Genomic DNA, 13,457 nt, shown 5'->3' with positions numbered 1-13,457 from the left:
CAGGCCACCGCGAGCGCCGCGAACGCGACCAGCTCGGGAACGGTGCCGGCCAGCCCGGCGGCTCCCGCCCCACCGGCGGCGGCCAGGCCCACGTGGAGACCGGAGCGCAGCCAGCGGGAGTCGGAGTCTGCGATGGATCGGATCCACCCGGTCAGCGCCGCGGCGAGTGCCCCGCACACCACCGCGGTGAGGAGCACGGTCACTGGCGTGAGGGTGACGGCCACTAGGAGAAGGCCTCCATCATGTTCATCGCTGTCGGGCCCAGGAGCACGATGAACAGTACCGGCAGGATGCACACCATCAGGGGGAAGATCACCTTGACCGGGATCTGCATGGCCTTCTCCTCCGCGCGCTGGCGGCGCTTGCTCCGCAACTCCGAGGCCTGGGTGCGCAGCACGTCGGCGATCGAGATGCCGTAGGCGTCAGCCTGGATGATGGCGCGGACGAATCGGCGCAGGTCGGCGACGTCGGTGCGGCGGGCCAACGATTCGTACGCGTGCCGGCGCAGTTGGCCCACCTGGATCTCCTGCAGGGTGCGGGTGAACTCATCGGCGAGTGGGCCCTTGCCGTTCTTCGCCGCGCGGGCCATGGCCGAGTCGAAACCCAGCCCGGCCTCCACCGCGATGGTCATCTGGTCCAGGGTGTCGGCCAGTTCCAGCTGGATGGCCTGGCTGCGCTCCTGGCCGCGGCTGTGCAGTAGGAGCTCTGGGAGGAAGTAGCAGACCAGGGTCACTGCCACCGCCATCAACAACGGCAGCGCCCCGGTGGTGCTGGAGACGAACGCTACGCTCAACAGCGCCACCCCGATGCCCAGCACGAGTTTGGCTACCAGCAGCTTCTCGAGGGGCCACCCCTGAGGTCTGCCGGCTTTGATCTGCAGCTTCTCGAGCATCCGGACCGACGGCGCCGGGGTGAGTTTCCGCGCGACCCTGGCCAGTGCGTTGGCGGTCTCCTCATCGTCTGGCGCCGCTTCGTCGACCACCTGGTGTTCCGGGTACATCCCGCGTGTCAGGTTGAGCACCGTGCGCTGGCGCGCCCGGCCGGGTCCGGCGAGCACCGCCCAGCTCAGCAGGAACACCGCCACCGCCAGGACCGAGACGGCGAACAGGGCCATCGGTGCCACGGCATGCCTCCTTCCAGAACGCTCGATGCGTTCAGAACCTGATGTTGACGACCTTGCGCAGCCAGAGCGCACCAACCACGAGCAACACCACGCTGACGCCGATCAGCGTGTAACCCAGGAGGCCCTCCGTGAACTTGGAGATGTACTCGGGATTACTCACGAACAAAAAGCCGCCAATGCCAAAGGGCAGTGCCATGAGGACGTAGGCCGAGAGTTTGCCCTCGGCGGCCAGCGCCTTCACCTGGCGGCGGATCTGGTTCCGCTCGCGGATGGTGTGACCGACCCCGTCGAGCACCTCGGCCAGGTTGCCGCCGACCTCGCGGTTGATCGCGATGGCCTGCGTGACCCACTCGAAGTCCTCGCTCCCCATGCGCCGGGCGGTCTCCTCCAGTGCGGGGGCGAGATCACGGCCGACCCGGGTTTCGTTGATGATGCGGGCGAACTCCTCCGAGGTGGGCTCCTCGGCCTCTCGCGCAACGGAGGCCAGGGCCTGGAGCAGGCTGTGGCCGGCCCGCAGGCTACTGGCCATGAGCTGCAACGAGTCGTCCAGCTGGTCGGCGAAGGCGGCCCGGCGACGGGAGGCGCGGATGTCCAGCGCGAACTTGGCACCGATCGGAGTGAGCGCGGCCAGGAAGAGTCCGGTGACCGGCCCTACAGCGACAAGCCCCAGTGCGAAGGTCACCACTGCGGCGACGCCCACCAGGAAGACGAAGTCCTGGAGGCCCATCTTGACCCCGGCGCGTTCCAGCGCACCGGCCCCCGGTGCGCCGCGGCGGCTCAAGGCGGTGTCGATGGCCGAGGTGGCCGCCGTCGCCGTGCGCGAGATGATCCCGGGCCCCTCGTGAACGCCCGGTCGACGTCGGGCGCGAGGGACACGGCCCGGACGCGGGGAGAGCACGAGAAGAGCGCCGATGAGCAGCGCCAGAGAAAGTGCTGCCACCCCGAGTCCGGCCGGGGAGGCCAGGACCTGGCCCATGGACTCGTTCATCGGCTTTTCCCGGGGGGTGAGGGAACATCGAACACCCGCGGCGAGAGCGTGATGCCCATTTCTTTGAATTGGTCGGTGAAGCGAGGGCGCACCCCGGTGGAGATCGGCTTGCCGAGGAACTTGCCGTCGGGTCCCAGACCTGCGGAGTAGTCGAAGAGGAACGCGTCCTGCAGGGTGACCGTCTGCCCTTCCATCCCCTGGACCTCGGTCACCGCGGTGACCCGCCGGGTGCCGTCGCGCAATCGGGTCAGCTGGATGATCACGTCCACGGCGGAGGCGATCTGCTCCCGGATGGCCCGCAACGGAAGGTCCATCCCCGCCATCAGAACCAGGGTCTCGAGGCGGGCCACCGCGTCGCGCGGGGAGTTGGCGTGGACGGTCGACAGTGACCCGTCGTGACCGGTGTTCATGGCCTGGAGCATGTCCAGGGTCTCGCCGCCGCGGACCTCGCCCACCACGATCCGGTCCGGGCGCATACGCAGGGAGTTGCGTACGAGATCGCGGATGCTGATCTCGCCCTTGCCCTCGATGTTCGCGGGCCTGGCCTCCAACCGGACCACGTGATCCTGCTGCATCTGCAACTCGACCGCGTCCTCGATGGTGACGATGCGCTCGGACTCGGGGATGAACGAGGACAGGACGTTGAGCAGCGTGGTCTTTCCACTGCCGGTGCCGCCGGAGACGATGATGTTGAGCCGGGCCTGGACGCAGGCCCGCAGGAGCTCGGCCATTTCCGGGGTGAGGGTGCCGAACCCGATCAGGTCGTTGACCTTGAAGGGATCCTTGGAGAACTTACGGATGGTCAGCGAGGAGCCGTTGACCGCCAGCGGGGGGATCACGGCGTTGACGCGGGAGCCGTCCGCCAGGCGGGCGTCGACCAGAGGGGAGGACTCGTCGATTCGTCGCCCGATCCGGGAGACGATCCGCTCGATGACCTGACGCAAGTGCTCCTCGGAGGTGAAACGGGCGGAACTCCGGGTGAGCCGCCCCCTCTGCTCGACGTAGATCATGTCCGGGCCATTGACCATGATCTCGGTGACCGTGGGGTCGGCCAGTAGTCGCTCCAGCGGACCGTGCCCCAGGACGTCGTCCTGGATATCGCTGATGAGCCGCAGCCGCTGTTCAGCGGTCAACGGGACCGTCTCGTCTTCCACGACCTTGTTGAGCTCGGTGCGCACCAGGGCGTGGAGCTGATCCTCGGTGAGCGACGGGTTGTTGAGCCTGGCCCCGACCCGTTCGAACAGCGCGGCGGACGCGCGCTCCTTGAGGGCGATCAACGCGTCGGGCTCGGGTAGCGCCGAGGGAACCGGGGAAGCCGGCTGGGTGACCCTGATGGTCTGCGGTGGCGCGGTAGCCGGGATGGCTCGCGGAGGTACGGTGGCACCGCTCTGACCAGGAGCGATCGAGGTCTCCCGCGCAGGCGTGATGGCCGGCGTTGTGGCCGGGTCGCCCGGGGCGAGTTCGGGCGCGGCGCTCTCGCCTCGGGCGGCGCGCAGGCGGTCGCTCAGGCTCATCGTGTGCCTCCTCGGCGCAGGCGGTGACGGCCTCCGAGTCGGGAACCGAGCTTGGTCGCCGCGGGCCCGGGCTCCTTCAAGGGCGCAGGGGCAAAGCGATCCACCAGGCGTCGTAGCTTCTTGGTCATGGGATCGCGGACCTCGTTCTGCATCAGCGGAACCCCCTGATTGATGGATACCGCAGCCGCCCGCGAGCGAGGCAAGACGAGGTCCACACCGGTACCGATCGTCGCCTCTACATCCGCTCGGGTGAGCCCGCTGTGGGTGTCGGCGAAGTTCACCACCACGTGGCGGCGGTCGAAGCCCATCCCGAGGTCACGGAGAATGTCCAGTTCTTTGCGCAGTCCCCGCACTCCGGGAACGTCCATGCTGGTGACCAGGATCAGGTCGTCGGTCATATCGAGGGCCGCGAGGGTGTGGTCTGTCAGTGCCGGGGCGGTGTCGATGACGACATATCGGAACTCCGCCGCCAGCGTCTGGAGGAGATGGGTGAGTTCCGATACGCCCACCAGTTCGGCCTCGGCCGGGGAGTTCGGTCCGCACACCACGGTCAGGCCGGTGTCGTGCTGGGTGAGGAACGTCTTGAGCACCATCGAGTCGCGCGCGGCCGCTCCCTGCACCACGTCGACGATGGTGTGTTCGGGTGTGAGGTTGAGAGCGTTGGCGACATCTCCGAACTGCAGATCCAGGTCCACCAGCACCGTGGAATGTGGTGCGGACCGGGCAAGCCCGACGGCCAGGTTGGCGGCGATGGTTGTCTTGCCCACGCCGCCCTTGGGCGAGACCACGCTGATCACCTGCCCGCGCCGCGACTGCGGGCCCGCGCCGGCGTCGGTGCCATCCCCGTGTCCGGCCGGAGCGCGCTGTCGGGTGACCCTGATGGCTCGATCAAGTGCCCCTCGGATCTCGTCCTCCTCCGATTCGGTGGGGACGATGTCGCTCACCCCCGCCCGCATGGCCGCGAGTCCGAGTTCGGCGACCCGGTCGCTGACCAGGACCACTGCGATACCGGGGCACTCGACATCGAGCCGCGAGGCCAGCGCGAGGGCGGCTTCTGTCCCGGAGCGCTCGTCGATCACGACGACCTCGGGGATCTCCCCACCGCCGAGTTGCTGGAACAGCTGCGCTGGGCTTTCCGGGAGCGGGCCCGGGGGCAGTGCCGGTATCGACTGGCCGGTGGCGGCCCGGAACCGGTCGCGGAGGTCGACGAAGTCGGTGGCCAGCAGAATGTTGTTCATCGGTACACGTTCCCCGGGTTGACGATGCGGGTGCCGTCCTCCGGTGTGGCGGAGTCCTCGAGGGAGAGCCAGATCGAGCCGTTCTCTCCCGAGAAGACGACCTTTTCCGCGTCCGGGGCCGTGAGTGCCAAAGTCACCATCGCGCCGCCGTCGTGAACCGGGGCGTCTGCGGGATCGGTCGAACCGGCCTCTTCGGACGCGGAGGGAGATAACCCGCCCTGGACGCGCAGTACGAGGATCTTGTGGAGCAGCAGGTGGGTCTGGTCTCCGATCGTGGCGAAGACACCCACCGTGTCCCCGGGGGTGATGGTTCCGCCCACGACCTGGGGCGAGTTCAGAGGAATCGTCACCTGGTGGAATCCCTCCGGTGCGGGGATGCCGCCGAACTGCTGGAGGGACTGCAGTGACGCGAAACGCCCGGCCAGAAGCTGTTCCCCGGCAGCGAGATCGGTGGCCGCGACCATGTTTCCGAGCTCCCGGAGGTCGGTCACCGAATTCGGTCCCACAGCCGTGGCGGGAAGTTCTCGCAGCTCCACCAGCTCGCCGAGTGCGGACGCAGGGGTTCCCTCGCTGATCGGCGCGGTCGCGACCAGGACGCTCACCGGCTGGAGGTCCGCCATGGCCCGTTCGTCTGCTGCGCTGACGTAGCGCAGCAGGAGGACAGCGCCCAGGAGCGCCAGGAGGACGGCGACGGCTACTGCCACGACACGACGGTTCACTTCAGCTCACTTACTCGTTTGGGAGGAGGTAGACGGCAGTGGCGCCGAGATTCTGCGTGCTCGGCCCGTACTCGAAGTCGTCTGAACGATCGAGGAACTCTGTGAAGTAGCCACTGATGCACCGTTCATTGCCGCTACACGGGCTGTTCCAGTTCGCGCCGGACAAGTGGTAGCCGGTGATCGTGAATGCCGCGTACCCGTAGACGCGGTAGTAGGCGTTGTTGCCTTGGCCGCGGTACGAGTCGAACAGGGGAAGAAGGATCGTCTTGTTGTGGAGGGACGACATGCAACTCGTACCCCCCTTGTTGCCGGGGGCTCCCTGAACTTCCTGACCGATCCTGGTGAATGCCTGACAGGTTCCCGCATTCGGGGCCAACCAGCCGAACCCTCCCGGAACCAGGTTCCCCGAGGGAACGGGGCAGTCCGTGTTGGAGGTCTTGGTGAACTCGATGGTCCGCTCGATCTTGTCCGACGGAATCCCTCCGCCGGTCTGCGCCCAGAACTCACACACGTAGAAGGCGAGCGGAAGGGCAGACGTACCGCTGATCGGCGAACCCCACCCCGCGGTACTTACGGCTCCGACCTCGGACTCGTTGATTCCCAGAACAGGTGCGAACCAGTGCTCTCGGGTACCGGACGTGTCGACGGTGACCTTGCCGGCTGCTGCCACGAGGTCCACCGACACCGAGTTCTCGGCCGCGGAGGCGTTCATGTCGACGAGCTGCCGGGCGGTTGTTCTGGCCCGTGTGGTCCCACAGTCGCTCCTGGCACAATCCTGGGCGATCGCCAGAGCGGCGGCGTCGGCTCCCATCTGCAACTTCTGCTTGTCGGAGTGAACGGCGGCGATGTCGATCGAGATGGCGGCAAACCCGATGAGGGGAACCATCAGCAGGGCGACAAGAACGCTCACGGCTCCTCGGTCGCTGCCTGCCCGAATCGCGTCTACCCGTTGCATCGCATGCTCCCGGTGCCGGTGAGGGTGAAGTCGCCCATCGGGAGGAACCCGCTGAGCAATTCGAAGGGGTAGGTGACGGTGACTGTCGCGGTGGGGGTCGAGTCCTCGGGTGCGCAGTTAGCAGGTGTCACCTCGACGTCGGACTCGGGAATGCCCAATCCGATCGCGGCTGCTGTCGCGGCCGACTTGGCGGCGTCAACGTCGTTCTGCAGCGCCATCACGCGAACGCCGTCACGAGCGGCGTTGGAAAGCGTGGTCTGGATGTTGTAGGCCCGGCCGAATTCGATGATCCCGATGACGAGCGTCAACAGAATCGGGACGACCAGTGCGAACTCCACGGCCGCGGCTCCGCGGTCACGGAGGGATCTGGTCATGGCGAATCCTCGAGGGGGAGGGGGAGGGCAGAGGGGATAGTTAGCTTCGGCGCAGCGCCCCGAATGAGGCGCTGCGCCGAAGCCAATATTCAGACGAAGTCTTAACCCGCCGCGGCCTCGTTGACCCCGATGAACGAGTCGCGAACACCTTCGAACAAGGTGTTGAGCTGACCGCCCAGCGCGGTGACGGCCACGATGATCACGACCGCGATCAGCCCGACCATCAGGCCGTACTCCACGGCCGTAGCACCGCGGTCCTTGCGCTCGTCCAGGCGGTCGTTGATGAGTGCGTAGAGGGTGAAGAAGTAGGAAGCTGCCTGGCTCATGATGAACCGTCCTTCTGGTGCGGGGGTCGGTCGACCCGAGGGGAGGGGTGCGTCCGATTCGTTTCGAATCAGTGACGAGAATCACTATGACACATGAACGCCGACTGTCAAAACAAACTGATTAATTCGATGCCTCAGTTCTCCCTGCTGCTCCGGCCGAGCACTAACCGGTCCGGCTCGGTCCTGGTGTGCCGAGCGGGCCCGGCGAGGCGGGAGCAGCTCGGGAAAGCAACTGAACACCGCATACATGGACCCGCACAGTGGTTGTCGCCGGCTGTTAGAGGTTTCGGGCAGAGGGGTGGCAGAGGCACGAATCCTGCAGTCACGACAGATGACTGACGCGTCATGGTGCTTCTGGGCCGAAACTATAGCCTGTGAGAACACTGAAGGATAGCTAGGTAAACCTAAGTGAACGTGGTCCCGTGTCTGGACACGCGTCAACAACGCGCCGCATCTGGGCATGGGAGTAGTGCGAATCGGTGCCCCGGAGGAGCGTGGGTTCAGCGCAGGAGGCCGAAGAGGCGTCCACCGCGATGTTCGTGGCGCGAGAGCGCGGACCCCAGGAGGTCGGCGTCGTGCTCGTTGTCGACCTCGGCGCCGGCCAACCGGCCCACTGTGCGCTCCCAGAGCAGCCCCTCGTACACGGCCAGGATGTCCAGGGCGGCGGCGGCGGGGTCGCGCAGTCCGGCGGCGTCGAGGGCCCCGGCAAGGTCGCTCGGGTCCAGCAGGGCGGCCACGAGATCGGTGGTGTCGTCCTTGCCGGTGAGCTCCATGATGAGCGCGGAGCGGGCCGCCAACTCGCCGCGGTAGTCGGCGAGGAGGCCTTCGATCATCCGCGTGAGCATCGACAGGACGTCGTCGGCGTCCGAAGAGGCGAGTTCCTGGATCCCGGACACCTCGACGAACCCTCGCAGGAGAGAGGTGAGCCTGTCGACGGTGAGTGAGAGAAGTTGCGCACGGGTCCGGCAATAATAGGAGGTCGAGCCGGAGGGCAGTCCGGCCTCGGAGTCCACGGCGCGGTGGGTCAGCGCGCGGACGCCGTCCCTGGCCACCACCTCGATCGCCGAATCGGCGATCAGCATGCGCCGGTCCTCCATGGTGGCTCCCGTCGTCGTGGTTCACAGGCCTTCAGCTCGACCGCTGTAGCGCGGGCCGCTGCCGACTAGAGGGTCAGCCTATCGCCGGGATCCCGTTCCTGGATCGAAACAACTCCACGCCCCGACACCGGTTTCGGTGTCGGGGCGTGGAGAGGGAGGCCGGGCGGGTCAGGCCGCCGAGGCGACCTTGCGGGCGCGCCGCTTCTCTGAGTACTTGAGTGCCGTCTGCAGGCCGGCCCGCTGTCCTTCCTCCTGCGCCGGGAGAGGCTTGGGCAGGTCCGCGAACATGCGCTCGGAGTGCGTCTCCGGGGCGTCGTCGGCCGTGCGCCGCAGCATGTGGTCGGGCAGCGACATCTTGGCGATGGTGCGCCACGCCTTGAAGTACTGCACGGGTAGCGGGCCCGCCACGTACGGCAGGTCGTATTTGCGGCAGACCTCGCGAACCCGGACCGACGCCTCGGCCAGACGGTTGGACGACATGTCGGGGTAGATGTGGTGCTCGATCTGGTACGACAGGTTGCCCGAGAGGAAGTCGATGACCGGCCCGCCGGTGAGGTTGGCGGAGCCGAGCATCTGCCGGAGGTACCACTCGGCGCGCGTCTCGTTCTCCACGTCCTTCTTGGTGAACTTCTCGGCGCCGTCGGGGAAGTGCCCGCAGAAGATCACCGCGTTGGTCCACACGTTACGGATGCCGTTGGCGGCGAGGTTGGCCGTCAACGTGGACTTCCAGCCCTTGCGCGAGAGCGCCGGGTAGAACACGTAGTCCTTCGCGAGCTGGCGCCCGGCCTTCTTGGCGAACAGGCCGAGCTTGTTCATGGTCTCGCGGCGGTCGTCCCGCCCCTTCGCGACCTTGCCCAGCTCGAGATGCTGGATACCGACGCCCCACTGGAACAGCAGCGCGAGCACCGCGTTGTAGACCAGGTTGCCGTAAAAGAACGGGTGCCAGCGCTGGTCGCGCGTCACGCGGAGCACTCCGTACCCGACGTCGTCGTCGAGGCCGACGATGTTGGTGTACTTGTGATGGATGTAGTTGTGAGTCTGCTTCCAGTGCTCGGCGGTGCCCACGATGTCCCACTCCCACGTGGTGGAGTGGACCTCCGGGTCGTTCATCCAGTCCCACTGCCCGTGCATGATGTTGTGTCCGAGCTCCATGTTCTCGACGATCTTGGAGAGCCCGAGTGCGCCTGCGCCAATGGCCCACGCGGTGCGGTTGCGCGACCCGACCATCAGCAGTGCACGAGAGCCCACCTCGAGGGCGCGCTGGAAGCGAATCGTGTTGCGGATGTAGGTCGCGTCCCGCTCGCCGAGGGAACCGATGATGTCCTGGCGGATCTGCTCGAGTTCCTCACCGAGGGCTTCGATGTCGGCCTCGGAGAGGTGTGCGAATTCCGGGATGTCCGTGATAGCCATGAACCTACGGTACCGTAACTTACGGTCGCGTAGGTAGGGTTTAGTTGGTTGGGTCACACTTGAGGCTCGACCTCGGCCCGTGGCGGGGCGCCTCGACTAGGGGAGTGGGAACCCCGCTCGGGTCGAGGCTACGGCGCTCTGGCCAGCGGCGGAGCCTGTCGATGCCACATCGTTTGTCACGGTTGTGTAACGTCGACCGGGTTCGCGGCGACATAGGGGTTGTCACGCGCCGCGGGGGGCTCGAGGGAATTGCTGGAGCCCGTCCGGCGGCAACGGGGACCACCAGACCGCCAGATACGCAAGTACGCTTTCAGTACGGATCACAAGGGGACACATCATGAGCAGTGCCAACGACATCTTCCTGCAGGCCATCCAGCCCATCGTCGACATCTTCTGGACCCTGGTGTGGACCGCCACCGGCTCGACCGTCAGCGTTCCCCGCCCGGTGGCGCCCACGCCGTCCACCTGATCAGGCGCGGCCAGGTGAGAAACCTGGCCCCCTGAACCGGCTCGCTACCCCGGCCCGCCTCTCATCCGAGAGGCGGGCCGGAGTGCATTTCCTGCCCTCGGCACAGGTCCGCGCCCCGAGCCCGAGCCGTCACAACCCGAACTTCTCGCTTCCTCCCAGGTCGATCGGGATGGAGGCCCCGGTGATCCCCGCGCCGGCGGCGCTGCACAGGTAGACGGCCATCGACGAGATCGCCGACGCCTCGACCCACGGCTCGGGCAGCTGGTTCATCCCGCTGAAGGTCTCGGCCGCGTCCTCGAGCGTCGTGCCCTCGCCCCCGGTCATCATGGCGATCATCGACGGGTTCTCGATCATGGGGGTGCGGACGTTGCCGGGGTGGATGGAGTTGCACCGCACGCCCGAGAAGCCGAGCTCGCCGGCCAGCGACTTGGCCAGCCCGCGGACCGCCCACTTGGAGGTCGTGTAGCTGGCGGTGAACGGTGCGCCGCGAAGGCCGACCATCGAGCTGATGATCACGACGCACCCGCCCCGGCCGGTGGCCAGGATGTGGGGGATCGCGGCCGTCGTGGTGACCCAGGTGCCCTTGAGGTTGATGTCCAGGGTGGAGTCCCATTCCTCCTCTGAGCGCTCCCAGGAGGCGGAGGGCTGGGGGGACACCCCGGCGTTGGGCACGACGAAGTCGAGTCCGCCCAGTTCGGCGACCCCGGCATCGACGGCCTCCCGCATCCCGGGCAGGTCGCGGACGTCGACCTCCGCGGTCACGCACCTGCGCCCCAGCGCCCGGACGGCTTCCGCGGTGGCCCGGAGGTCCTCCGGCCGGGCCATCGGATAGGGGACCGTCTCGATGTCGCGGCACAGGTCCAGGGCGATCACGTCGCACCCGGCGGCCGCGAAGGCCTCGCAGTGGGCCCGGCCCTGCCCCCGGGCGGCCCCGGTGACCAGCACGACCTTTCCGGTCAGCTCGGGAGGGGTGGCGGTGGGGCTCGACATGGTGGGTGTCCTTCTGTGATCGGTGGCGGGCCCTGCGGGGTCGTCCGCCCTGCGGCATGCTGGAAGTCCAACGTAGACAAAGTGATAGGTAGTGATCATCATGCTTGAACGGACACTGGTTCTAGTGGATACCTCGTATCTACTAGCTAGCTTCTACAACTCTTGGGAGGAGGGTGCGCGCGGTCAGTTGGAGATATCCCTGGCCACGGTCGTGCACCGTTTAGATCAGGTCGCCCACGGTCTCGTGGACCAGCCGGTCCAACGACAGAACTGGTACGACGGGATCCCGGATTCCGGCCCGCACCGGTACCAGCGCACGCTCCGCGTGATCGAGGGCGTTCAGCTGCGCGCGGGTCAGTTGATCGAATGGGGCGAGCGCCGAACCCAGAAGGCCGTCGACACACTTCTGGTCGCGGACATGATCCAGGCCGCCTACAAGGGACAGTGTTCCGACATGGTGCTGGTCACCGGGGACGCCGACATGATCCCGGGGGTCCGGGTGGCGGTGGATGCAGGTGTGCGGATGCACCTGGTGGGGTTCGGTTGGGATTCCATCTCCTCCGCGTTGCGCCACGCGTGCGACACGACCTCGGTGCTGGATCCGCGCACCGATTTCCACGACGCCATGCAGATCAGGGTTCTGGAGGGGCCGATCCCGCCCAAGGTGCGATCGTCCGCCGAGCGGCCCACCGCGCCCGGAGACGACGCCAGCGAGCCGGTCGGCGAGGAGTCGGTGGGGATGGTCGAGGTGGATCTTAGGTCCGATCGCGCGTCCGCCACCTCGGTGGCCGACGAGGCCAGCCTGACGATCGCCGACGAGGAGTGGGCCGCCGACGCCGAGGAGCGGGCGGCAGATGAACAGGACTGCGCGGTGATCTCCGAGATCCATGCTGCTGACATCGATGGCGCCGAGACCGCCGCGGGATCGATGCCCGTGAACGGGCGCGGTGCGAAGCCGGGCGCCGGAGCGGGGCCGGCGGGGAAGGTCCGTGAGTCACAGCCGGAGTCCCAGCCACAGTCGCCGGACCGGCCCCGGCGCTCGGAGGGCGGGCCCCGGGAAGACGGGCCCCAGGAATCCGAGCGCCAGGAATCCGAGCCCCAGTCGCAGCCGCCGTCCCCGGCTCGGGCGCAGGCCAGGACCTCGACGCCGGGCCCCCCGCCCAACGGGTCGTCGCGACCGAGCCCGTCGATGATGGCCCCTCACCGCCGCCCGCTCCGCTCCAAGTTCGTGCCCCTCTCGGAGGAGGTGTGGACCTCGTCCGGCGAGCAGACCCCGTTCGACGTGGGCCAGCAGTACGCGACCTGGTGGTACGAGCAGGCCGCCACCGAGGAGCAGCGCGACCAGGCCCACCTGCTCTCCGGGGGCGTGCTCCCACCGGCGGTGGACCGCCCTCTACTGCAGTTCGCCTGTCAGATGCTCAACGAGTTCACCCTGACCGAGGCGCAGCGGGTTCGGCTGCGCGACGGATTCCATGAGGGGATCCGCGCGGTTCTGCTCAAGCACCGCTGACCGGGCGGGTGAAGGGCGTCGGCGCCGGGGCGTCAGAAGGGCGGGGGGTCGTGGTCGTCACCGACCAGCCCGTCATCCCGAGCCGCGGCCGCGTTCTCGCGTCGCTGCGCGGCGATCCGGCACGCCCGCCTGTACCAGTGGGTGCTGAGGGGCCGGGAGCGGAGCCAGGGTCGGTCGGGGGAGCCGGGTCCGGGAGGCGCCTCGGACCCGTTGCACGTGCGGTCCCGCCACTTGGCCAGGGGGCCGCCGGGGAGGGTGGTGATGGTGTGACCACTCTCCGTGACGACGGTCAGCGTCCCGTCGCGCAGGAGTCGGTAGTACCAGGTGTGGAAGGTCTTGAACCTGTGGTGCCGCCGGCAGAGGCACATGAGATTGGCCTCGACGGTCTGGCCGCCCCGGTCCGGTTCGGAATGGTCGAACGGCACGACATGATCCACGTCGCAGTCCTCGGCGGAGACCGAACATCCGGGGTGACGGCAGGTGCCGTCGCGTAGCCGGATCCGGCGGGCGAGCTCGGCGCTGATCCGGTAGCGGCGCGCACCGCGGACCGAGTCCGCGGACCCGGCCTCGGGGTCGGGGAGGGAGATGTGGGCGCCGACACTGCGGGCGAGCAGAGCGATGAGGGCGTCGATCGACGCGGGGCCGCCTCGCGGGAGGTATACCTCGGGCTCCTCGCCGGGCCCGCGAGGGGCCAGGATGGTGATGGTCGGTCTGATCTGCGGCCCGGGCGCGAGTCCGGCCGGG

The 13,457-nt window shown here is 67.7% G+C and carries 14 protein-coding genes and 1 pseudogene; 2 read left to right on the top strand and 13 right to left on the bottom strand.

Annotated features, from left to right (window positions below; all coding sequences use genetic code 11):
• The 11 genes and pseudogenes from G6017_RS01120 to G6017_RS01070 all read right to left on the bottom strand — a co-directional run.
• Nucleotides 1–203: pseudogene (locus G6017_RS01120) on the bottom strand (prepilin peptidase); the annotation flags it as partial.
• A 20-nt stretch (nt 204–223) separates the two neighbouring features.
• A complete protein-coding gene (locus tag G6017_RS01115) occupies nt 224–1,114 on the bottom strand; it encodes a type II secretion system F family protein (RefSeq protein WP_182615513.1) in 891 nt (296 codons plus the stop codon).
• A gap of 40 nt (nt 1,115–1,154) precedes the next feature.
• A complete protein-coding gene (locus G6017_RS01110) occupies nt 1,155–2,111 on the bottom strand; it encodes a type II secretion system F family protein (protein WP_241731315.1) in 957 nt (318 codons plus the stop codon).
• Nucleotides 2,108–3,625 (bottom strand): ATPase, T2SS/T4P/T4SS family, encoded by a 1,518-nt coding sequence (locus G6017_RS01105; protein ID WP_182615509.1) that lies wholly within the window; start codon nt 3,623–3,625, stop codon nt 2,108–2,110. The genes G6017_RS01110 and G6017_RS01105 overlap by 4 nt, the downstream gene beginning before the upstream one ends.
• The gene (locus G6017_RS01100) at nt 3,622–4,863 is read right to left on the bottom strand and encodes a CpaE/TadZ family protein (RefSeq protein WP_182615508.1); all 1,242 of its coding nucleotides are present in this window, start codon (nt 4,861–4,863) and stop codon (nt 3,622–3,624) included. The genes G6017_RS01105 and G6017_RS01100 overlap by 4 nt, the downstream gene beginning before the upstream one ends.
• Entirely contained in the window at nt 4,860–5,567 is a 708-nt protein-coding gene (cpaB, locus tag G6017_RS01095; RefSeq protein ID WP_182615506.1) for a Flp pilus assembly protein CpaB, read from the bottom strand. The genes G6017_RS01100 and cpaB overlap by 4 nt, the downstream gene beginning before the upstream one ends.
• A 25-nt stretch (nt 5,568–5,592) precedes the next feature.
• Nucleotides 5,593–6,492: a pilus assembly protein TadG-related protein gene (locus G6017_RS01090; RefSeq protein ID WP_347237920.1), complete on the bottom strand. Its 900-nt coding sequence runs from the start codon at nt 6,490–6,492 to the stop codon at nt 5,593–5,595.
• Between the two features lie 32 nt (nt 6,493–6,524).
• The gene (locus G6017_RS01085; protein ID WP_182615503.1) at nt 6,525–6,911 is read right to left on the bottom strand and encodes a TadE family protein; all 387 of its coding nucleotides are present in this window, start codon (nt 6,909–6,911) and stop codon (nt 6,525–6,527) included.
• A gap of 101 nt (nt 6,912–7,012) precedes the next feature.
• Nucleotides 7,013–7,237, bottom strand: a complete 225-nt coding sequence (locus tag G6017_RS01080; RefSeq protein WP_182615501.1) for a Flp family type IVb pilin — start codon at nt 7,235–7,237, stop codon at nt 7,013–7,015.
• Nucleotides 7,238–7,737: 500 nt separating this feature from the next.
• Nucleotides 7,738–8,334 carry a TetR/AcrR family transcriptional regulator gene (locus tag G6017_RS01075; RefSeq protein ID WP_182615499.1) on the bottom strand — a complete coding sequence of 199 codons (597 nt, stop codon included), beginning with the start codon at nt 8,332–8,334 and terminating at the stop codon, nt 7,738–7,740.
• Nucleotides 8,335–8,502: 168 nt separating this feature from the next.
• Entirely contained in the window at nt 8,503–9,744 is a 1,242-nt protein-coding gene (locus tag G6017_RS01070) for a fatty acid desaturase family protein (protein ID WP_182615497.1), read from the bottom strand.
• A 337-nt stretch (nt 9,745–10,081) separates the two neighbouring features.
• On the opposite strand from G6017_RS01070, the gene G6017_RS17175 reads away from it, so the two are divergent.
• Nucleotides 10,082–10,213: a hypothetical protein gene (locus tag G6017_RS17175; protein ID WP_259846053.1), complete on the top strand. Its 132-nt coding sequence runs from the start codon at nt 10,082–10,084 to the stop codon at nt 10,211–10,213.
• A gap of 129 nt (nt 10,214–10,342) precedes the next feature.
• Here the strand turns inward: G6017_RS17175 and G6017_RS01065 are convergent, their stop codons facing one another.
• Entirely contained in the window at nt 10,343–11,203 is an 861-nt protein-coding gene (locus G6017_RS01065; RefSeq protein WP_182615495.1) for a mycofactocin-coupled SDR family oxidoreductase, read from the bottom strand.
• Nucleotides 11,204–11,303: 100 nt separating this feature from the next.
• Between G6017_RS01065 and G6017_RS01060 the strand changes: the two genes are divergently transcribed.
• Complete coding sequence (locus tag G6017_RS01060) at nt 11,304–12,713, top strand: NYN domain-containing protein (protein WP_182615493.1); 1,410 nt, start codon at nt 11,304–11,306, stop codon at nt 12,711–12,713.
• A 32-nt stretch (nt 12,714–12,745) separates the two neighbouring features.
• On the opposite strand, the gene G6017_RS01055 is transcribed toward G6017_RS01060, so the two are convergent.
• Nucleotides 12,746–13,457: HNH endonuclease signature motif containing protein (locus G6017_RS01055; protein ID WP_182615491.1), on the bottom strand; the 712-nt coding region annotated here is incomplete at its 5' end.

It is taken from the genome of Dietzia sp. B44, assembly GCF_014145245.1.
Taxonomy (GTDB): Bacteria; Actinomycetota; Actinomycetes; order Mycobacteriales; family Mycobacteriaceae; genus Dietzia; species Dietzia natronolimnaea.
Note: the sequence above shows the minus strand (reverse complement) of the source record. Positions and strands in the feature narration are given on the sequence as shown.